At 39.1% G+C, this 21221-nt stretch carries 15 protein-coding genes and 16 tRNA genes; 27 read left to right on the forward strand and 4 right to left on the reverse strand.

Annotated elements, in window-relative coordinates:
* The first annotated feature begins 19 nt into the window (after positions 1–19).
* The 16 genes from HT730_RS04195 to HT730_RS04270 all read left to right on the forward strand — a co-directional run bounded on the left by HT730_RS04195 (position 20) and on the right by HT730_RS04270 (position 1447).
* A tRNA-Asp gene (locus HT730_RS04195) sits at positions 20–92 on the forward strand.
* 24 nt (positions 93–116) lie between these two features.
* Positions 117–189 (forward strand) — tRNA-Lys (locus HT730_RS04200).
* Positions 190–194: 5 nt separating this feature from the next.
* A tRNA-Leu gene (locus HT730_RS04205) sits at positions 195–276 on the forward strand.
* 18 nt (positions 277–294) lie between these two features.
* A tRNA-Thr gene (locus HT730_RS04210) sits at positions 295–367 on the forward strand.
* Between the two features lie 22 nt (positions 368–389).
* Positions 390–461, forward strand: a tRNA-Gly gene (locus tag HT730_RS04215).
* 7 nt (positions 462–468) lie between these two features.
* A tRNA-Leu gene (locus tag HT730_RS04220) sits at positions 469–554 on the forward strand.
* A gap of 11 nt (positions 555–565) precedes the next feature.
* Positions 566–639: transfer RNA gene (locus tag HT730_RS04225), tRNA-Arg, on the forward strand.
* 15 nt (positions 640–654) lie between these two features.
* A tRNA-Pro gene (locus HT730_RS04230) sits at positions 655–728 on the forward strand.
* Between the two features lie 5 nt (positions 729–733).
* Positions 734–807: transfer RNA gene (locus HT730_RS04235), tRNA-Met, on the forward strand.
* 13 nt (positions 808–820) lie between these two features.
* Positions 821–894 (forward strand) — tRNA-Ile (locus HT730_RS04240).
* Positions 895–904: 10 nt separating this feature from the next.
* A tRNA-Ser gene (locus HT730_RS04245) sits at positions 905–994 on the forward strand.
* Between the two features lie 10 nt (positions 995–1004).
* Positions 1005–1078, forward strand: a tRNA-Met gene (locus HT730_RS04250).
* A gap of 3 nt (positions 1079–1081) precedes the next feature.
* Positions 1082–1154: transfer RNA gene (locus HT730_RS04255), tRNA-Phe, on the forward strand.
* A gap of 20 nt (positions 1155–1174) precedes the next feature.
* Positions 1175–1245, forward strand: a tRNA-Gly gene (locus HT730_RS04260).
* 34 nt (positions 1246–1279) lie between these two features.
* Positions 1280–1353: transfer RNA gene (locus HT730_RS04265), tRNA-Ile, on the forward strand.
* Positions 1354–1359: 6 nt separating this feature from the next.
* Positions 1360–1447: transfer RNA gene (locus tag HT730_RS04270), tRNA-Ser, on the forward strand.
* Between the two features lie 125 nt (positions 1448–1572).
* Here the strand turns inward: HT730_RS04270 and birA are convergent.
* Both birA and HT730_RS04280 read right to left on the reverse strand, forming a co-directional pair.
* Positions 1573–2508: a bifunctional biotin--[acetyl-CoA-carboxylase] ligase/biotin operon repressor BirA gene (birA, locus tag HT730_RS04275; protein ID WP_173306900.1), complete on the reverse strand. Its 936-nt coding sequence runs from the start codon at positions 2506–2508 to the stop codon at positions 1573–1575.
* Entirely contained in the window at positions 2505–3365 is an 861-nt protein-coding gene (locus tag HT730_RS04280; protein WP_173306901.1) for an AraC family ligand binding domain-containing protein, read from the reverse strand. The genes birA and HT730_RS04280 overlap by 4 nt, the downstream gene beginning before the upstream one ends.
* Before the next feature lie 107 nt (positions 3366–3472).
* Here HT730_RS04280 and HT730_RS04285 point away from each other — a divergent pair, with 107 nt between their 5' ends.
* The 11 genes from HT730_RS04285 (at position 3473) to HT730_RS04335 (ending at position 19048) form a co-directional block, all read left to right on the forward strand.
* Positions 3473–5635: an alpha-galactosidase gene (locus HT730_RS04285; protein ID WP_173306902.1), complete on the forward strand. Its 2163-nt coding sequence runs from the start codon at positions 3473–3475 to the stop codon at positions 5633–5635.
* Between the two features lie 34 nt (positions 5636–5669).
* Positions 5670–6929: an extracellular solute-binding protein gene (locus HT730_RS04290; RefSeq protein WP_173306903.1), complete on the forward strand. Its 1260-nt coding sequence runs from the start codon at positions 5670–5672 to the stop codon at positions 6927–6929.
* A 13-nt stretch (positions 6930–6942) separates the two neighbouring features.
* Positions 6943–7803: a sugar ABC transporter permease gene (locus tag HT730_RS04295; RefSeq protein ID WP_173306904.1), complete on the forward strand. Its 861-nt coding sequence runs from the start codon at positions 6943–6945 to the stop codon at positions 7801–7803.
* A 13-nt stretch (positions 7804–7816) separates the two neighbouring features.
* On the forward strand, positions 7817–8650 hold the full coding sequence (locus HT730_RS04300; protein ID WP_173306905.1) for a carbohydrate ABC transporter permease: 834 nt from the start codon (positions 7817–7819) through the stop codon (positions 8648–8650).
* A gap of 455 nt (positions 8651–9105) precedes the next feature.
* Positions 9106–10548, forward strand: coding sequence for a sucrose phosphorylase (gtfA, locus tag HT730_RS04305; protein WP_173306906.1), 1443 nt, complete (start codon positions 9106–9108; stop codon positions 10546–10548).
* A gap of 137 nt (positions 10549–10685) precedes the next feature.
* Complete coding sequence (locus HT730_RS04310) at positions 10686–11879, forward strand: O-antigen ligase (protein WP_173306907.1); 1194 nt, start codon at positions 10686–10688, stop codon at positions 11877–11879.
* A gap of 687 nt (positions 11880–12566) precedes the next feature.
* Positions 12567–14546 (forward strand): peptide ABC transporter substrate-binding protein, encoded by a 1980-nt coding sequence (locus tag HT730_RS04315; RefSeq protein WP_173306908.1) that lies wholly within the window; start codon positions 12567–12569, stop codon positions 14544–14546.
* A gap of 66 nt (positions 14547–14612) precedes the next feature.
* Positions 14613–16109, forward strand: a complete 1497-nt coding sequence (locus HT730_RS04320) for an ABC transporter permease (RefSeq protein WP_173306909.1) — start codon at positions 14613–14615, stop codon at positions 16107–16109.
* Positions 16109–17035 carry an oligopeptide ABC transporter permease OppC gene (oppC, locus tag HT730_RS04325; RefSeq protein WP_000103703.1) on the forward strand — a complete coding sequence of 309 codons (927 nt, stop codon included), beginning with the start codon at positions 16109–16111 and terminating at the stop codon, positions 17033–17035. The genes HT730_RS04320 and oppC overlap by 1 nt, the downstream gene beginning before the upstream one ends.
* A gap of 8 nt (positions 17036–17043) precedes the next feature.
* Positions 17044–18111 (forward strand): ABC transporter ATP-binding protein, encoded by a 1068-nt coding sequence (locus HT730_RS04330; protein ID WP_000159551.1) that lies wholly within the window; start codon positions 17044–17046, stop codon positions 18109–18111.
* Between the two features lie 10 nt (positions 18112–18121).
* Complete coding sequence (locus HT730_RS04335) at positions 18122–19048, forward strand: ATP-binding cassette domain-containing protein (protein ID WP_173219694.1); 927 nt, start codon at positions 18122–18124, stop codon at positions 19046–19048.
* Positions 19049–19489: 441 nt separating this feature from the next.
* Here HT730_RS04335 and HT730_RS04340 read toward each other — a convergent pair whose 3' ends face one another.
* Together HT730_RS04340 and HT730_RS04345 are read right to left on the reverse strand one after the other, a co-directional pair.
* Entirely contained in the window at positions 19490–20368 is an 879-nt protein-coding gene (locus tag HT730_RS04340) for a LysR family transcriptional regulator (protein WP_173306910.1), read from the reverse strand.
* 127 nt (positions 20369–20495) lie between these two features.
* The gene (locus HT730_RS04345) at positions 20496–20846 is read right to left on the reverse strand and encodes a helix-turn-helix transcriptional regulator (protein WP_173306911.1); all 351 of its coding nucleotides are present in this window, start codon (positions 20844–20846) and stop codon (positions 20496–20498) included.
* Between the last annotated feature and the right edge of the window lie 375 nt (positions 20847–21221).

Consider the following 21221-nt stretch of genomic DNA (forward strand, 5'->3'; position numbering starts at 1 on the left):
GATCCCGTTAACTCCCAAAGGTCCCGTAGTGTAGCGGTTATCACGTCGCCCTGTCACGGCGAAGATCGCGGGTTCGATTCCCGTCGGGACCGTTTAAGATAACGGAAGTTATTTTAGACTCGTTAGCTCAGTTGGTAGAGCAATTGACTTTTAATCAATGGGTCACTGGTTCGAGCCCAGTACGGGTCATATATGCGGGTTTGGCGGAATTGGCAGACGCACCAGATTTAGGATCTGGCGCTTAACGGCGTGGGGGTTCAAGTCCCTTAACCCGCATTAAGATATAATAAATGAGCCGGCTTAGCTCAGTTGGTAGAGCATCTGATTTGTAATCAGAGGGTCGCGTGTTCAAGTCATGTAGCCGGCATTTTTAGATAGAAGAAAACAGTGCGAACGTAGTTCAGTGGTAGAACACCACCTTGCCAAGGTGGGGGTCGCGGGTTCGAATCCCGTCGTTCGCTTAGAGAGGCCGGGGTGGCGGAACTGGCAGACGCACAGGACTTAAAATCCTGCGATTGGTAACGATCGTACCGGTTCGATTCCGGTCCTCGGCATAATATAATGAGCACCCTTAGCTCAACTGGATAGAGTACCTGACTACGAATCAGGCGGTTAGAGGTTCGACTCCTCTAGGGTGCATTTTTCTATTTAACTCGGGAAGTAGCTCAGCTTGGTAGAGTACTTGGTTTGGGACCAAGGTGTCGCAGGTTCGAATCCTGTCTTCCCGATACATGGCGGTGTAGCTCAGCTGGCTAGAGCGTCCGGTTCATACCCGGGAGGTCGGGGGTTCGATCCCCTTCGCCGCTATAATGATCTTGTCGGACCTTTAGCTCAGCTGGTTAGAGCTCTCGGCTCATAACCGAGTGGTCGTAGGTTCAAGTCCTACAAGGTCCATTTGAATATTGGAGGATTACCCAAGTCCGGCTGAAGGGAACGGTCTTGAAAACCGTCAGGCGTGTAAAAGCGTGCGTGGGTTCGAATCCCACATCCTCCTTTTGTATTAACGCGGGATGGAGCAGCTCGGTAGCTCGTCGGGCTCATAACCCGAAGGTCGTAGGTTCAAATCCTGCTCCCGCAATAAGGCTCGGTAGCTCAGTTGGTAGAGCAATGGATTGAAGCTCCATGTGTCGGCGGTTCGATTCCGTCTCGCGCCATTTTTACTTATAGTATGTATGCGGGTGTAGTTTAGTGGTAAAACTACAGCCTTCCAAGCTGTTGTCGCGAGTTCGATTCTCGTCACCCGCTTTGAACTTTGTTCAAATTACCAAGTTTTTAACTTGGGCGCGTAGCTCAGGTGGTTAGAGCGCACGCCTGATAAGCGTGAGGTCGGTGGTTCGAGTCCACTCGTGCCCATTAATAGGAGAATTACTCAAGAGGCTGAAGAGGACGGTTTGCTAAATCGTTAGGTCGGGTAACTGGCGCAAGGGTTCGAATCCCTTATTCTCCGTTTTAATGAGAGTTTGTAACTCTCTTTTTTATTTTTAGAGACAATAAAACTTCAGATCTGTAAAACTTAATTGAATTACTAATCTGAAGTCATTTTTATATCGTTTATATTATAATTGTGTTATTTTACTTCCAACTATTGAGAGAAATTTCTCCGCTATTGAGCCAGATTTCTTTTCCATTATCACATTGAATTAAAAGTTTTCCATTTTCTGAGATGTCTTTAGCAAGTCCCTTGTGGTCTTTTTGATCTAGTGTGAAAGTAACTTCTTTTCCTAGAACGAATGACTGTTTTTTATATAGGTATAATAGCTCCTCTGCTGGTGTTTCGAAGAAAGCACGCCAGATTTCTATGATCAATTCATTCCTTGTTATAGGAGCTGTAGTTTTAAATAAGCTAGCAGCTTTTTCTTTTAATTCCTGAGGGAAGTCTTTAATAGTGAAATTGATACCTACTCCAATAATGATATCTGTGACTAAGCTTGTTTCTACAGAGGTCATTGCTTCAGTGAGAATTCCTCCAATTTTATGATTTTTGAGGTAGATATCGTTGACCCATTTTATGTCGACATCTATTAAAGTTAGGTTCTTAATGGCTTTGTAGATAGCTCCAGCTACAAGTAGTGTGTAGGATGGTAATTTGTCGTAAGGAAGATTTGGTTTAAGATGGAGTGTCATATAAATGCCACCTTGTGGGGAGTAGAAGGAGCGTTGAAAACGGCCTCGCCCTGCTGTTTGATAGGAAGCTAGATAGAGGGTGTTTGCTTCATTCCCTAAATCAATTGCTTCTTTTGCATCCAGTTGTGTTGATTTTGTTTCGGGTTTAAAACTGACTTTAATTGGAAGATTTTCTTCTAGAATCTCTGGAAGAATAAGGTCTCCATTCACCAGTTTATAGCCTTTGTTTTTGATACTATCAATTTCAATGCCTTCTTGTTCTAGCCGCCTGATGGCTTTCCAAATTGATGTTCGGCTGAGGGATAGTTCTTCTGCGATTTTTTCTCCGCTGATATAATCGCTTTCTTTTGCTAGAATTTGGTAGACGGCTTGGTAGGATTTCATAGTGTTTCCTTTCTCACTAGTTGCTGTTGGGAGTATTCTTTTCTTGTATGACTTGGAGTCTGATTAAAGTATTGTTTATAAGCTTTTGAAAAATGGAGTGGATCTGAAAAACCTACCGAATATGCAATTACTTTGATAGACTCTTGGGTATTTTCGAGAAGTTGTTTAGCTCGGTGCATTCGAACGTAGAGTAGGTATTCTTTGGGTGATAAGGTGTTAAATTCTTTGAATACGCTTGATAAGTAGCTTCTGTGAACGGATAGCTCTTTTGCTAAATCTTGAATTGTAAGTGATTGAGGATAGTGGCTATCAATTAATCGTTTGCATTCAAGATAGAGTTGGTAGGTTGATGAAATATTCTTTTTTTTCTGATTGGGGGCAATAGTTCCCAGATGAAACATCAGTTCATGGAGTTGTCCCATGATATGGAGTTGAGCTAATTCATTGGATTTTGCAATCTGAGCGAAGCGAACAATGTCTGAGATGAGTTTTGCAGTAGTCTGGGTATGACAAGTTTCAGATTGGATGAGATAGGCTTGGTCAAAAATTTGAGAAAGAGCAAAATAATCAGGAGCTTTCCCGCCAGTGATTCCTAACCAGTAGTAGGCCCAAGGTTCTTTACTATCTGCTTGATAAAAGGTTAGTTCCTCTGGTTTTAATAGAAAGAAATCTCCTTCTTTTAAATCAACAATTTTACCCTTGTAATAAAATTTTCCTTGTCCTTTACTAATGTAATGTAGAACGTATGTATCACGAATGGCTGGACCAAAAGAGTAATTAGGTGTGCATTCCTCATATCCATAAAAGCTTAAGGAAAGGTCAATTGTTCCAGTCTGGTATTCTGAAAAAACTAGCATGTGCTACCTCCTACCTAACATTTTACCATATTCTTGAGACATTTTTCTATTTTGGAAAGCGATTTCAGGTGATAAAATAGAATCAATAAAGTGATGAGGTGAAGTAAATGGGAGTTAGGATAGTGAATAATCTATTTTATGTTGAGAGTAAAAATTTAAGTTTGATTATTGAAAATCGTGATGGGTACTTACTATTGAAACATTTAGGAAAGACTATTAAGAATTATAAAGGTTCCAATAGTGTTTATGAACGAGACCATGCCTTCTCAGGAAATCCAACGGCTCATAATCGAACCTTTAGTTTAGATACTCAGCGACAGATTTTTGGGCAACATGGCTTAGGAGATTTTAGGAAACCAACTATACAGGTTCAGCATGATGCAACTGAAGTAACAGATTTTCGTTTTATAGAAGCAAAGATTTTAAAAGGTCAGAATGGTCCACAGGGCTTACCTTCTCCACATAGCATGGACGATACAGAGACTCTTGTCTTAATATTAGAAGATTCTAAGGCTCATCTTAGTCTGAATTTGTATTATACTGCTTTTAATAATGATTCGACAATTGCTAGCTACAGTAAATTAGAGAATAATAGTAATCAGGAAGTTGTCATCCATAAAGATTTTTCTTTTATGGCTGATTTCCCTGCTGCAGCTTACGAAATCGTAACTCTGCAGGGTGCTTATGCTCGTGAAAAGACTGTCAGACGTCAACAGATAGAACAAGGAACCTTTTCGATTAGTTCAAACCGTGGGGCTTCGGGTCATGCTCAAACACCAGCTCTTCTACTATGTGATCAAGGAGTCACAGAGGATGCTGGGAATGTGTTTGCTATTCAACTAATGTATAGTGGAAACTTTGAAGCTTTTGTTCAAAAGAATCAATTGAATGAAGTTCGGCTGGCTATTGGGATTAATCCGGAAAACTTTTCTTGGAAGTTAGACCCTGAGGAAAATTTTGAAACACCGGTAGCTTTAATGACCTATTCAGATAAGGGATTAACTGGTGTTAGTCATGAAAGTCAGAATTTTGTACTTAAGCACATTATGCCAAGTAAATTTTCTAAAAAAGAACGTCCAATTCTAATCAATAACTGGGAAGCTACTTACTTTGACTTTCAGAGAGAAAAACTGTTAGAGTTAGCAGATGAGGCTAAGAAAGTTGGCATTGAACTTTTTGTGTTAGATGATGGTTGGTTTGGCAATCGCTTTGATGATAATCGTGCTTTAGGTGATTGGGTTGTTAATGAGAAAAAACTGGGTGGAAGTCTTGAAAGTCTGATTTCAGCTATCCACGAAAGAGGTTTGCAGTTTGGGCTTTGGTTAGAACCTGAGATGATTTCTGTAGATAGTGATTTGTATCGTAAACATCCTGACTGGGCTATTCAGGTTCCAGGCTATGAGCATACTTATTCTCGGAATCAATTAGTACTTAATCTTGCCAATCCTCAGGTAGTAGAATACTTGAAAAATGTCTTAGATCAACTCCTATCTTATCATGAGATTGATTACATTAAATGGGATATGAATCGTAATATGACTAAGCTAGGGAATGGATCGAACTATCTAGAGACACAGATGCAATCTCATCAGTACATGCTGGGGCTTTACGAACTCGTTTCTTATCTGACAGAGCAGCACAGCCATATTCTCTTTGAGTCCTGCTCTGGTGGTGGTGGGCGAAATGATCTTGGTATGATGCGCTATTTCCCACAAGTCTGGGCTAGTGATAATACTGATGCTATTGCACGTTTACCAATTCAATACGGTTCATCCTATCTCTATCCAACCATTTCTATGGGGGCTCATGTGTCAGCAGTACCGAATCATCAGATGGGACGAATGACACCATTAGAAACACGTGGCCATGTAGCAATGATGGGAAATTTGGGATATGAGCTTGATTTGACAAGTTTATCAGATGAAGAGAAAGCTACGATTGCTAATCAGGTGAACTTGTATAAAGAATTACGACCAGTAGTTCAGTTAGGACAACAGTATAGGCTAATCAATCCCGATTCTGCATCCAATGAAGCAGCTGTACAATTTAACTACGGAAATCAAACGATTGTAACCTACGTTCGCGTTTTATCAGTTGTAGAGACCATGGAAACAACTTTAAAGTTAAAAGATTTGGATAATGAGGGACTGTATGAATTACAGGAAAATGGAGAAGTTTACTCAGGTGCAGAACTCATGTATGCAGGCTTAACTGTTATCTTATCCCAAGGAGATTTTTTGAGTAGACAGTATATTTTTAGAAGACTATAATAAATGTGTATAAATTTATAAAGGAGGCTTTCCAATGAAATGGTATAAAAAAATCGGACTTCTTGCAACTACAGGTTTAGCTTTGTTTGGGCTCGGCGCTTGCTCCAACTATGGTAAATCTGCGGATGGCACAGTGACCATCGAGTATTTCAACCAGAAAAAGGAAATGACCAAAACCTTGGAAGAAATCGCTCGTGATTTTGAGAAGGAAAAACCTAAGATCAAGGTCAAAGTCGTCAATGTACCAAATGCTGGTGAAGTATTGAAGACACGTGTTCTCGCAGGAGATGTGCCTGATGTGGTCAATATTTACCCACAGTCCATCGAACTGCAAGAATGGGCAAAAGCAGGTGTCTTTGAAGATTTGAGCAACAAAGACTACCTGAAACGCGTGAAAAATGGCTACGCTGAAAAATATGCTGTAAACGAAAAAGTTTACAACGTTCCTTTTACAGCTAATGCTTATGGAATTTACTACAACAAAGATAAATTCGAAGAGCTGGGTTTGAAGGTTCCTGAAACCTGGGATGAATTTGAACAGTTAGTCAAAGACATCGTTATTAAAGGACAAACACCATTTGGAATTGCAGGTGCAGATGCTTGGACACTCAATGGTTACAATCAATTAGCCTTTGCGACAGCAACAGGTGGAGGAAAAGAAGCCAATCAATACCTTCGTTATTCTCAACCAAATGCCATTAAATTGTCGGATTCGATTATGAAAGATGACATCAAGGTCATGGACATCCTTCGCATCAATGGCTCTAAGCAAAAGAACTGGGAAGGTGCTGGCTATACCGATGTTATCGGAGCCTTCGCACGTGGGGATGTCCTCATGACACCAAATGGGTCTTGGGCGATCACAGCGATTAATGAACAAAAACCGAACTTTAAGATTGGGACCTTCATGATTCCAGGAAAAGAAAAAGGACAAAGCTTAACCGTTGGTGCGGGAGACTTGGCATGGTCTATCTCAGCCGCCACCAAACATCCAAAAGAAGCCAATGCCTTTGTGGAATATATGACCCGTCCAGAAGTCATGCAAAAATACTACGATGTGGACGGATCTCCAACAGCGATTGAAGGGGTCAAACAAGCAGGAGAAGATTCACCGCTTGCTGGTATGACCGAATATGCCTTTACGGATCGTCACTTGGTCTGGTTGCAACAATACTGGACCAGTGAAGCAGACTTCCATACCTTGACCATGAACTATGTCTTGACCGGTGATAAACAAGGCATGGTCAATGATTTGAATGCCTTCTTTAACCCGATGAAAGCGGATGTGGATTAGGAGTAGAGAGACTATGAAAAAAGTATTACAAAAATATTGGGCATGGGCTTTTGTGGTCATCCCCCTCTTGTTACAAGCAATTTTCTTCTATGTGCCGATGTTTCAAGGAGCCTTTTACAGTTTTACCAACTGGACAGGATTGACTTACAACTACAAATTTGTCGGCTTAAACAACTTTAAGCTCCTCTTCATGGATCCAAAATTCATGAATGCGATTGGCTTTACCGCAATCATTACGATTGCCATGGTGGTTGGTGAGATTGCACTCGGAATCTTCATTGCGCGTGTCTTGAACTCTAAAATCAAAGGCCAAACCTTCTTCCGTGCTTGGTTCTTCTTCCCAGCTGTTTTGTCTGGTTTGACAGTGGCTTTGATTTTCAAGCAAGTCTTCAACTACGGTCTTCCAGCGATTGGGCATGCCCTTCATATTGAATTTCTCCAAACCAGTCTTTTAGGGACTAAGTGGGGAGCGATCTTTGCGGCTGTCTTTGTCCTTCTTTGGCAAGGGGTGGCTATGCCCATCATCATCTTCCTAGCTGGTTTGCAATCTATTCCAACTGAGATTACAGAGGCAGCAAGGATTGATGGCGCGACTAGCAAGCAAGTTTTCTGGAACATTGAATTGCCTTACTTGCTACCAAGTGTCTCTATGGTCTTTATCCTAGCCCTAAAAGGTGGGCTGACTGCCTTTGACCAAGTCTTTGCCATGACCGGTGGTGGTCCAAACAATGCCACAACCTCACTTGGGCTTTTGGTTTATAACTATGCCTTTAAAAACAACCAATTCGGTTATGCCATTGCCGTAATCTTGTTCTTCTTAATTGTAGTGATTTCGATCATCCAATTGAGAGTATCTAAGAAATTTGAAATTTAAGAGGAGAAGCATGATGAAACAAGATGAAAGAAAAGACCTGATTGGCAAATACATTCTATTGATTCTAGGATCGGTTCTGATTTTAGTGCCGCTCCTTGCTACCCTCTTTAGTTCCTTCAAACCCACTAAGGATATTGTAGACAATTTCTTTGGCTTTCCAACCAACTTCACATGGGACAACTTTAGTCGTCTCTTAGCTGATGGGATCGGAGGCTATTATTGGAACTCTGTCGTCATCACTGTCTTGTCTTTACTTGCAGTAATGATCTTTATTCCTATGGCAGCCTACTCCATCGCTCGCAATATGAGTAAAAGAAAAGCCTTTACCATCATGTATACCCTCTTAATCCTCGGAATCTTCGTACCTTTCCAAGTCATCATGATTCCGATTACGGTTATGATGAGTAAACTCGGTTTGGCTAATACCTTTGGTTTGATCTTGCTCTACTTGACCTATGCGATTCCACAGACCCTCTTTCTCTATATTGGCTATGTCAAAATATCGATCCCGGAAAGTCTGGATGAAGCAGCAGAGATCGATGGGGCTAATAAATTTACAACCTATTTCCGCATCATCTTCCCAATGATGAAACCGATGCATGCGACAACCATGATCATCAATGCCCTTTGGTTCTGGAATGACTTCATGTTGCCACTCCTTGTCTTGAACCGGGATTCCAAAATGTGGACTCTGCCTTTGTTCCAATACAACTACGCAGGACAATATTTCAACGACTACGGACCAAGCTTTGCCTCATACGTTGTCGGCATTATCAGTATCACCATTGTCTATCTCTTCTTCCAAAAACATATCATTTCAGGAATGAGCAACGGGGCAGTGAAGTAAGAAGAGACTAGAGAAGTTATAATTCCTGATACAGAGGAATAGTTCAGCTTGTTGATAATTCTATGTGAAAACAAGAAAGTAGTACTTTGTTTATCACAGTCTATATTAGTACGAGTTTGATGATAAACAGAGATTTAATACTCAATGAAAATNNCTGTTTTGAGGTTGTGGATGAAACTGACGAAGTCAGTAACCATACCTACGGTAAGGTGAAGCTGACGTGGTTTGAAGAGATTTTCGAATAGTATAAGAAGAGCTCATGGAATCTATAGTCTTTGACACAGAGGAAGAGTTCAGCTTGTTGATAATTCTATGTAGAAAACAAGAAAGTAGTACTTTGTTTATCACAGTCTATATTAGTACGAGTTTGATGATAAATAGAGATTTAAAATGAATTTTATTTATGAAGCCAGATCATATGAGACTTGGCTTCAATTAGAAAAAGGAGAGTAATGATGCCAATTCAAAATAAAACCATGTTGATTACCTATTCTGATAGCCTTGGAAATAATCTTAAAGACTTATATGATAATTTGGAAGAGCATTTTGGAGATGCTATTGGAGGAGTTCACCTTTTACCATTTTTCCCATCAACAGGTGATCGTGGATTTGCGCCAGTTGACTACGACGAAGTGGACTCAGCTTTTGGTGATTGGGAGGATGTTAAGCGTTTAGGTGAGAGATATTATCTTATGTTTGATTTTATGATTAATCATATTTCTCGTCAATCCAAGTATTATAAGGACTATCAAGAAAAACATGAAGCCAGTGAATTTAAAGATCTCTTTTTAAACTGGGATAAGTTTTGGCCAGAAAACCGTCCGACACAGTCTGATGTAGATTTAATTTACAAGCGTAAGGATCGTGCACCAAAGCAAGAGATTGTGTTTGAAGATGGGTCAGTGGAACATTTGTGGAATACCTTTGGTGAGGAGCAGATTGATCTTGATGTGAGCAAAGAAGTAACGATGGAATTTATCCGTAAGACCATTCAGCACTTGGCAAGTAATGGGTGTGATTTGATTCGCTTAGATGCCTTTGCTTATGCAGTGAAGAAATTGGATACTAATGATTTCTTTGTGGAACCAGATATTTGGGATTTATTGGACAAAGTTCGAGATATCGCTGCTGAGTATAGGACAGAGCTCTTACCTGAGATTCATGAACATTATTCGATTCAGTTTAAAATAGCAGACCATGATTACTATGTTTATGATTTTGCTCTTCCAATGGTGACACTTTATACTCTTTACAGTTCCAGAACAGAGCGTTTGGCTAAGTGGTTAAAGATGAGCCCGATGAAGCAATTTACGACGCTAGATACCCATGATGGGATTGGAGTGGTGGATGTCAAGGATATCCTGACTGATGAGGAAATCGACTATACTTCAAATGAGCTCTATAAGGTTGGAGCTAATGTCAAACGTAAGTACTCCAGTGCCGAGTATAACAATTTAGATATCTACCAAATCAATTCAACCTACTATTCTGCGCTTGGAGATGATGATGTCAAGTATTTTCTCGCTCGTCTAATTCAAGCTTTTGCCCCAGGTATTCCTCAGCTTTACTATGTAGGTCTATTAGCAGGCAAGAATGACTTGAAATTATTAGAAGAAACTAAAGAAGGTCGAAATATTAATCGTCATTACTATAGCAATGAGGAAATAGCAGAAGAAGTCCAACGGCCTGTAGTGAAGGCCCTTCTCAATCTATTTTCTTTCCGTAACCGTTCAGAAGCCTTTGAACTAGAAGGAACTATTGACGTTGAAACACCAACAGCCCACAGCATTGTAATCAAACGTCAAAATAAAGATAAGTCCGTAACAGCAGTAGCAGAAATTGATTTGCAAAATCAGACTTATCGGGTAATTGATAACGGAGTTGAAGTAACATTTTGAAGCCTTGATATGGTTGATAAAATAGGGTTTTTATTTTAGTAAACGTTTCCTTTGTTTTCAAATTGCTAAAAAAGTGGTACAATATAGGATAGCTTACTATTATCTGAATCAACTGATTTGGAGAGAAAGGATTCATTTTGAAATCAATAGGCTTTATTGAAAAGCTGAGAGGGTTGTCTAGTAAAGAGCTGATTTTATTGGGAATTATCCTGAGTATCTTTTTACCCTTTTATCTTTTTGTAGTTGTATTCTGTTTATATATTATCAGTTTGATTTTTACAGGAGACATGAAAAGTATTCTTCAGAAAATGGGGGAGCATCCGATGCTGCTTCTTTTTCTTGGCTATAGTACTGTTATATCCATTCTTGCACAAAATTGGATGGGTCTTGTGGCTTCAGTAGGAATGTTTCTATTTACTGTTTTCTTTTTGCACTATCAGTCGATTTTATCCCATAAATTCTTTCGCTTGATTTTGCAGCTCGTCTTGTTTGGTAGTGTCTTGTCTGCTGCTTTTGCGAGTTTAGAGCATTTCCAAATTGTGAAGAAATTCAACTATGCTTTTCTTTCACCCAATATGCAGGTATGGCATCAGAATCGTGCAGAAGTGACCTTCTTTAATCCTAATTATTATGGAATTATTTGTTGTTTCTGTATCATGATTGCCTTCTATCTGTTTACAACGACCAAGTTGAATTGGTTGAAAGCATTCTGTGTGATTGCAGGCTTTGTTAATCTCTTTGGTTTGAACTTTACGCAAAATCGAACTGCCTTTCCTGCTATTATCGCTGGAGCCATTATTTATCTCTTTACGACCATTAAAAACTGGAAGGCCTTTTGGCTTAGTATTGGGGTCTTCGCAATCGGCTTGAGCTTCCTCTTTTCTAGTGATTTGGGAGTTCGGATGGGGACTTTAGACTCTTCTATGGAAGAACGCATTTCTATCTGGGATGCTGGGATGGCCTTATTTAAGCAAAATCCTTTTTGGGGTGAAGGGCCATTGACCTATATGCACTCTTATCCTCGGATAAATGCTCCGTATCATGAACATGCTCACAGTCTATATATCGATACGATTCTGAGTTACGGAATTGTGGGGACTATTTTATTAGTTTTGTCTTCTGTTGCTCCTGTCCGCTTGATGATGGATATGAGTCAGGAGTCGGGGAAACGTCCGATTATCGGTCTTTATCTGTCTTTCCTTACAGTGGTTGCTGTGCATGGAATCTTTGACTTGGCTCTCTTCTGGATCCAGTCAGGTTTCATTTTCTTATTAGTTATGTGCAGTATTCCATTGGAGCATCGAACTTTGGTATCGGACATGACGGATTAAGTTTTATAAGATTGAAATCTTCTACCTTGTGTAGGAGATTTTTTATATATACTGGGCATGTCGTGTATCTGAGGTGTAAGTCCTCTGTAGGGATCCACTACCGGCGAATACAATAGCGCTCCCCAAGCCTGACTATCGTGAGGTAGTGGATTAAAATGGTCTGGGGATAGATCGTTTTAAGTCTGACGCAGAAAATAAGAATTGTCAGAGGAAGGGATAGTGAAATCGTAGGCTATGAATAGAAACGTGATAGCGAGGAGCATATAGTGGATAAGGTAGCGAGAAATTTTAAAGTATAAAAGATAGTCTTAATCTATATGTGTAAATCACGAAAGTAATTGAATTCGGAATAAGGTTGGTGTGAAAAAGATATAGTAAACTGAATCTTGAATACTAGAATGATACTTCTACAATATTGTTATAATTTAGTTTGAATTCCAAAATCACATTGTTCCGTCTGTATTTCATTTTACTATAGGTCTTTCTAAGCTCTAAAGTTTCTGCGTCAACTTTCCTATTTTCGCTGTAGCCTTTGATACTTCGAACGACAATTTGAATCATATATTCAGAAAAAATGAAAAATTTGTATGAATAAGCCTAAATATTCTGAAAATTTGTTTGATTTTTAATGGATAATATGATATAATGGTTGTCAATCTATAATTCACATAAACAGAGGAGTAGAAAATGAAAAAAAGTCGTGTATTTGCTACAGCAGGTCTTGTTTTATTAGCAGCAGGTGTACTTGCAGCATGCAGTTCTTCAAAATCATCTGATTCATCAGCCCCTAAAGCTTATGGCTATATTTATACAGCAGACCCAGAAACCTTGGACTACCTGATTTCAAGTAAAAATAGTACAAAAGTAGTGACTTCAAATGGGATTGATGGTTTATTCACTAACGATAATTACGGGAATCTTGCTCCTGCAGTTGCAGAGGATTGGGAAGTCTCTAAGGATGGTTTGACCTACACTTATAAGATTCGTAAAGGGGTTAAATGGTTTACCTCTGATGGAGAAGAATATGCAGAGGTGACTGCTAAAGATTTCGTGAACGGTTTAAAACACGCAGCAGATAAAAAATCAGAAGCTATGTATTTAGCTGAAAATTCGGTTAAAGGCTTGGCGGATTATCTATCAGGAACTTCAACAGATTTTTCAACAGTTGGTGTCAAGGCGGTTGATGATTATACGTTACAATACACTTTGAACCAGCCTGAACCGTTCTGGAACTCTAAGTTGACTTATTCCATTTTCTGGCCTCTGAATGAAGAGTTCGAAACATCAAAAGGAAGCGATTTTGCTAAACCAACAGATCCGACATCCTTGCTTTATAACGGTCCATTCTTGTTGAAAGGGTTGACTGCAAAATCTTCTGTAGAGTTTGCGAAAAATGAGCAATATTGGGACAAAGAAAACGTCCACCTAGATACTATCAATCTAGCTTACTATGATGGCTCAGATCAGGAGTCGCTAGAGCGTAACTTCACTAGTGGAGCTTATAGTTATGCCCGTCTTTTCCCTACCAGCTCCAACTATTCTAAGGTTGCAGAAGAATACAAGGACAATATCTATTACACACAACCAGGCTCTGGGATTGCTGGTCTGGGTGTGAATATTGATCGCCAAAGTTACAACTATACTTCTAAAACTACAGATTCAGAGAAAGCAGCTACTAAGAAGGCGTTGCTTAACAAAGATTTCCGTCAAGCCTTGAATTTTGCTCTTGATCGCTCAGCTTACTCAGCTCAAATCAATGGTAAAGATGGAGCAGCTTTAGCAGTTCGTAATTTATTTGTAAAACCAGACTTTGTTTCAGTTGGTGAGAAGACCTTTGGTGATTTAGTCGCTGCTCAACTTCCTGCTTATGGAGATGAGTGGAAAGGTGTGAATTTAGCTGATGGGCAGGATGGTTTATTCAATGCTGACAAGGCCAAGGCAGAGTTTGCGAAAGCTAAGAAAGCTTTAGAAGCAGATGGCGTTCAGTTTCCTATTCATCTGGATGTTCCAGTAGACCAAGCATCAAAAGGCTACATCGCCCGTATTCAGTCCTTTAAACAATCTGTAGAAACAGTTCTTGGTGCTGAAAATGTCGTGGTTGATATTCAACAAATGACAAGAGATGAATTTCTTAATATCACTTACTATGCTGCTAATGCGTCAGCTGAGGATTGGGATGTATCGGGAGGGGTTTCATGGGGGCCAGACTATCAAGACCCATCTACTTACCTGGATATTTTAAAAACAACTAGTAGTGAAACTACAAAAACATATTTAGGATTTGATAATCCAAATAGCCCTTCAGTAGTTCAAGTTGGTTTGAAAGAATACGATAAATTAGTTGATGAAGCTGCCAAAGAGACAAGCGACTTGAATGTCCGTTATGAAAAATATGCAGCGGCTCAAGCATGGTTGACAGATAGTTCACTCTTTATTCCTGCTATGGCTTCTGCTGGTGCAGCACCGGTGCTTTCACGAGTTGTTCCATTTACTGGAGCTTCTGCGCAAACAGGCTCTAAGGGGTCAGATGTTTACTTCAAATATTTGAAATTACAAGATAAAGCGGTGACTAAGAAAGAGTATGAAAAAGCTCGTGAAAAATGGTTGAAAGAAAAAGCTGAATCAAATGAGAAAGCTCAAAAAGAATTGGCAAGTCATGTGAAGTAAATAATTTCTAATAGAACTTTCTCTCCATGAGGAGAAGGTTCTTTTGGGATTTTTAAAGGAAATAATATGAAAAAATATATTTTTATGCGTGTTTTGCGGTCATTGATTTCGATTTTCTTAGTAACGACTTTGACCTACACGATTATCTATACCTTGGTTCCTCGAAAATTGATTTTCAAGCAGGATCCTAACTATAATAAAATTGCGACAACAGCTGATAAACGTGATAACTATGAAAATACTGTGTTTGAGCGTATGGGCTACATTGAGTATTACGATACTAAAGAGTTGCAAGAAAAGGCAAGTAGCATGGATTCTTCTGTAACAGTAGAAGCAAATGCGACCAATAAAGCTATTTATGAAAAGTACATCAATCAATTAGGTCATGGTTGGACTTTGGGAGAATTTACTGAAAGTGGTCAATTTTATGCTACTCGTGAAATCCCCATTTTTGAACGTGTTTTTCACTTCTATGCTAACTTGATTGACATTGACCATACAAATAAAATTCAAGACCCTGAAAATCCAGACTTGAAACGTTACCTTCGTTTCGAAAATGATCCAGCTATCGGATGGTCATTGGTCGGTTCGGGTACTAAACATAAATATCTCTTGTACTTCAACAGTCAGTTCCCATTTGTTCATCAAAACTTTGTGAATATCAATTTAGGTGACTCTTATCCAACCTATGCTAATACACCAGTTCTTCAGGTTATTACTCAAGGTCAAGGACAAACCAAAACTGCTCAAGTTCAGTTCCCAACAGGTAAGAAAACGTCTTCTGTAAATATTTACTCAAGAACCTACAAGTCACCTAGTCAGGCTGACTCTCGTGAAGTAGCTAGCTATGGGAAAGATGATCCTTATACAGCGACTGAAAGTAATTACCAATATCCATCTATGATTGTCAGCTCTGCTATTGCTGGTTTGATTGGTTTGGTGATTTCTTATGCGATTGCCGTGCCACTTGGTTCAGCCATGGCTCGTTTCAAGAACACTTGGATCGATAGTTTCTCAACAGGGGCTTTGACCTTCTTGATGGCGCTTCCAACAATCGCCCTTGTTTATATTGTTCGATTGATTGGTTCCTCAATTGGTTTACCAGATTCATTCCCTATCTTAGGGGCTGGAGATTGGCGTTCTTACGTTTTACCAGCAGTAATCCTTGGTTTGTTGGGTGCTCCTGGTACAGCTATTTGGATTCGTCGTTACATGATTGACTTGCAATCACAAGACTTTGTTCGTTTTGCTCGTGCAAAAGGTTTGTCTGAAAAAGAAATTTCAAACAAACACATCTTTAAAAATGCCATGGTTCCGCTGGTTTCAGGAATTCCTGGTGCCGTTATTGGGGTTATCGGTGGTGCAACCCTTACTGAAACAGTCTTCGCCTTCCCAGGTATGGGTAAAATGTTGATTGACTCTGTAAAAGCATCTAATAACTCTATGGTCGTTGGTCTTGTCTTCATCTTTACATGTATTTCTATCTTCTCACTTCTTTTGGGAGATATTTGGATGACGATTATTGACCCACGTATTAAATTGACTGAGAAAGGAGGCAAATAATGTCTACAATCGATAAAGAAAAATTTCAGTTTGTAAAACGTGACGATTTTGCCTCTGAAACTATTGATGCGCCAGCATATTCTTACTGGAAATCAGTGTTTAGACAATTTATGAAGAAAAAATCAACTGTAGTCATGTTGGGAATCTTGGTAGCCATCATTTTGATGAGTTTCATCTACCCAATGTTTTCTAAGTTTGATTTCAATGATGTCAGCAAGGTAAACGACTTTAGTGCTCGTTATATCAAGCCAAATGCGGAGCATTGGTTCGGTACAGACAGTAACGGTAAATCGCTCTTTGACGGTGTCTGGTTCGGAGCTCGTAACTCTATCCTCATTTCTGTGATTGCGACAGTGATTAACTTGGTTATCGGTGTTTTTGTCGGTGGTATTTGGGGAATTTCAAAATCAGTTGACCGTGTCATGATGGAAGTTTATAACGTCATCTCAAACATCCCATCTCTTTTGATTGTTATTGTCTTGACTTACTCAATCGGAGCTGGATTCTGGAATCTGATTTTTGCCATGAGTGTGACGACATGGATTGGAATTGCCTTCATGATCCGTGTGCAAATCTTGCGTTACCGTGATTTGGAATACAACTTGGCGTCACGTACTTTGGGAACACCAACCTTGAAGATTGTTGCTAAAAACATCATGCCTCAATTGGTATCTGTTATTGTGACAACCATGACTCAAATGCTTCCAAGCTTTATCTCATACGAAGCCTTCTTGTCTTTCTTCGGTCTTGGATTACCAATTACAGTGCCAAGTTTGGGTCGTTTGATTTCAGATTATTCACAAAACGTAACAACTAATGCTTACTTGTTCTGGATTCCATTGACAACCCTTGTCTTGGTATCCTTGTCCCTTTTCGTAGTTGGTCAAAACTTAGCGGATGCTAGTGATCCACGTACACATAGATAGGAGTAGAAATGACAAAAGAAAAAAATGTAATTTTGACTGCTCGCGATATTGTCGTGGAATTTGACGTTCGTGACAAAGTATTGACAGCCATTCGCGGCGTTTCTCTTGAACTAGTTGAAGGAGAAGTATTAGCCTTGGTAGGTGAGTCAGGATCAGGAAAATCTGTTTTGACAAAGACTTTCACAGGTATGCTTGAAGAAAATGGTCGCATTGCCCAAGGTAGCATTGACTACCGTGGTCAGGACTTGACAGCCTTGTCTTCTCATAAAGATTGGGAACAAATTCGTGGCGCTAAGATTGCGACGATCTTCCAAGATCCAATGACTAGTTTGGACCCAATTAAAACAATTGGTAGCCAGATTACAGAAGTTATTGTAAAACACCAAGGAAAAACAGCTAAAGAAGCGAAAGAATTGGCCATTGACTACATGAATAAGGTTGGGATTCCAGACGCAGATAGACGTTTTGATGAATACCCATTCCAATATTCTGGAGGAATGCGTCAACGTATCGTAATTGCTATTGCCCTTGCCTGCCGACCTGATGTTTTGATCTGTGATGAGCCGACAACAGCCTTGGATGTGACCATTCAAGCACAGATTATTGATTTGCTCAAATCTTTACAAAACGAGTACCATTTCACAACAATCTTTATCACTCACGACCTTGGTGTGGTAGCAAGTATTGCGGATAAGGTAGCGGTTATGTATGCAGGAGAAATCGTTGAGTATGGAACTGTTGAGGAAGTCTTCTATGACCCTCGCCATCCATATACATGGAGTCTCTTGTCTAGCTTGCCTCAGCTTGCTGATGATAAAGGGGATCTTTACTCAATCCCAGGAACACCTCCGTCACTTTATACTGATCTGAAAGGGGATGCCTTTGCCTTGCGTTCTGACTACGCAATGCAGATTGACTTCGAACAAAAAGCTCCTCAATTCTCAGTATCAGAGACACATTGGGCTAAAACTTGGCTTCTTCATGAGGATGCTCCAAAAGTAGAAAAACCAGCTGTGATTGCAAATCTCCATGATAAGATCCGTGAGAAAATGGGATTTGCCCATCTGGAAGACTAGGAGGAAGGAAATGTCTGAAAAATTAGTAGAAATCAAAGATTTAGAAATTTCCTTCGGTGAAGGAAGTAAGAAGTTTGTCGCGGTTAAAAATGCTAACTTCTTTATCAACAAGGGAGAAACTTTCTCGCTTGTTGGTGAGTCAGGTAGTGGGAAAACAACTATTGGTCGTGCGATAATCGGTCTCAATGATACAAGTAATGGTGATATTATTTTTGAGGGTCAAAAGATTAATGGTAAGAAATCGCGTGAACAAGCTGCAGAATTGATTCGTCGTATCCAGATGATTTTCCAAGACCCTGCCGCAAGTTTGAATGAACGTGCGACTGTTGATTATATTATTTCTGAAGGTCTTTACAATCATCATCTGTTCAAAGATGACGAAGAACGTAAAGAGAAAGTTAAAAATATTATCCGTGAAGTGGGGCTTCTTGCTGAGCACTTGACTCGTTACCCTCATGAGTTCTCAGGTGGTCAACGTCAACGTATCGGTATTGCCCGTGCCTTGGTCATGCAACCAGACTTTGTTATTGCGGATGAGCCAATTTCAGCCTTGGACGTTTCTGTTCGTGCCCAAGTCTTGAACTTGCTCAAAAAATTCCAAAAAGAACTTGGTTTGACCTATCTCTTTATCGCCCATGACTTGTCGGTTGTGCGCTTTATTTCAGATCGTATCGCAGTTATTTACAAGGGTGTTATTGTAGAGGTTGCAGAGACAGAAGAATTGTTTAACAATCCAATTCACCCATATACTCAAGCCTTACTTTCAGCGGTACCGATTCCAGACCCAATCTTGGAACGCAAGAAGGTCTTGAAGGTTTACGACCCAAGTCAACATGACTATGAGACTGATAAGCCATCTATGGTTGAAATCCGTCCAGGTCACTATGTTTGGGCGAACCAAGCTGAATTGGCACGTTATCAACAAGGATTAAACTAATAATGGTTTTATAATTTCCATGTCAACTTTTATGGAAATTATAAACCTTTTTTTGTTGGACTGATTTGAAAAACTTTGAAAGTATTCTGAAAGAATTTTCGAAAGAAATAGAATTCTTAGAAAATCATTGAATTATAGTGAGATGAAATAAAATCTGAACAACTCGATTAGGAAAGTCAAATCAATTTCTAGAAAAGGTTTAGAAGTCGCGGCGTATTACTCTAGCTTCAATCTACTAAAGTCTAATACTCTTCGAAAATCTCTTCAAATCACGTCAGCGTCGTCTTACCGTATATGTGTGATTGACTTCGTCAGTCTTATCNNCAGTGTTTTGAGCAGCCTGAGGCTAGCTTCCTAGTTTGCTTTTTGATTTTCATTGAGAATAATATCTACAATGTAAAAAAACTCTAGCTATCAGTTCATTGATAGTTAGAGTTTTTTCTATTCATATGATTTAAGGAGATTAAATAAGGCTTCTACTTCTGATGACGGTGTAGCTGATTTAAGGTAAGCGTAATAAACTGTAAAAGTTATCTTGTCCTTCGGTATAAGCGGAATTTTTATTAAATCATCATCTTCATCAGAAAGTGCGATATCAGCCAGTAAACTAAGGCCAATCCCTTTCTTTAAAAGTTCTTTAAGGATGGCAATGTCATCAGTCTTAAAGAATATTTCTGCCTTGTTTTGATACTTTTGATTAAGCGTTTCAAAAGCTTTCAGGTGAACAAAGTGTTCATCTAAGAGTATAAAGGATTGATCTGCTAATTCTTCAAAAGCGAGGGAAGGAGCAGTGGCAAAAGGATGGTTCTTAGATAAAATGACATATAGTTCTTTATGAAATAGCTCGTGTGACTCTATTGAAGGATAGTTGAGAGGTTCAATCAAACCGAGTAGGCTTGCATCAAGGTCTCCCTTAAGGAGAAGGTTTAATAACTCCACGGAGCCACCGCGGATAGGGCGTACCTTTTTTAAAAAATCGAATTTATCTTTTTCGTTTAAGGCAGTAAAGAGATACTGAATGATAATAGGAGGGAATCCTACAGTAGAGTATTGTGCCAAGGAGCGATTAATTTCTTTGCGAGTAGAAATGACCTCAGGTAAAATCAGTTCTGTATGCTTTAGAAGGATTTGTCCTTGAGGAGTTAGCTTGAAGGAACGATGCGAGGGGTCATGGTAAATCAATTTGCAGTTAAAGGATTCCTCTAAGCGCTTGATAGCATAAGAAATAGATGGTTGGCTGACTTTATGTTGTTTTGCTACTTCCGTATAGGATTGAAGCTGGCAGAGGTCATAAAAATATTGTAGATCTTTTAAATTCATATGGGCTCACTTTCATTAGTTGGAGAAGGAAAATAAGTGGAAAACAGCAGATAAATAATTTTTATCCGTATCCTACAATTTGACTATACGAGTATTCACCAGTTAAAATGTAAGTGAGTCAGGGATCTCAAAGATTATCTAAGATACTCTCAAAAATGACCAACATCTTTTCTCGTTTATCAATAGGGAGCTGTTTAATCTTCATGCTGATTCTTTTGAGTGAAAGATTGTCACTCTTATCAGAGGTTGATTCAAGGCTATCAAAATTGAAAAATTCCTCTGGGGTCATTTCTAGGGCGTCAATCACTTTTTCAAGACTGTGAATGGTCAGATTCACATTTTGGTTTTCAAGTTGATTGATATACTTAAGCCCGAGTCCTGCTTGTTCCGAAAGTTCTTCCTGGCTCATTTTATTCTGTGTTCGAAAATATTTCACTTTTTGGGAAATATATTGTTGTAAATAGTTTTTAGTTGTCATATAAATAGAATACAAGTTTTATATGACAAAAAAACACCTTAAAAAATACAAAGTATTATACAACATACTTATAGGATATTTATTTTAATTAGGATTATCAATTTGTATGATTGGTTTCTTTTACTCGAAACTTTTAGAAAAGAGTGATCATCGAGAGTTTGATGAGTTCAGAAATTTATAAAATATAACAACTTAAAGTATTATCCATAATAGTGTTTTAAGTATCAAAGAGCCTATTAGAAATTGTTCTCGTAGACTCATTATAACATATGCGTATACAAGAGTGATCATCGAGAGTTTGATGAGTTCAGAAATTTATAAAATATAACAACTTAAAGTATTATCCATAATAGTGTTTTAAGTATCAAAGAGCCT

Source organism: Streptococcus sp. k-628, assembly GCF_013277475.1.
Classification (GTDB): domain Bacteria; phylum Bacillota; class Bacilli; order Lactobacillales; family Streptococcaceae; genus Streptococcus.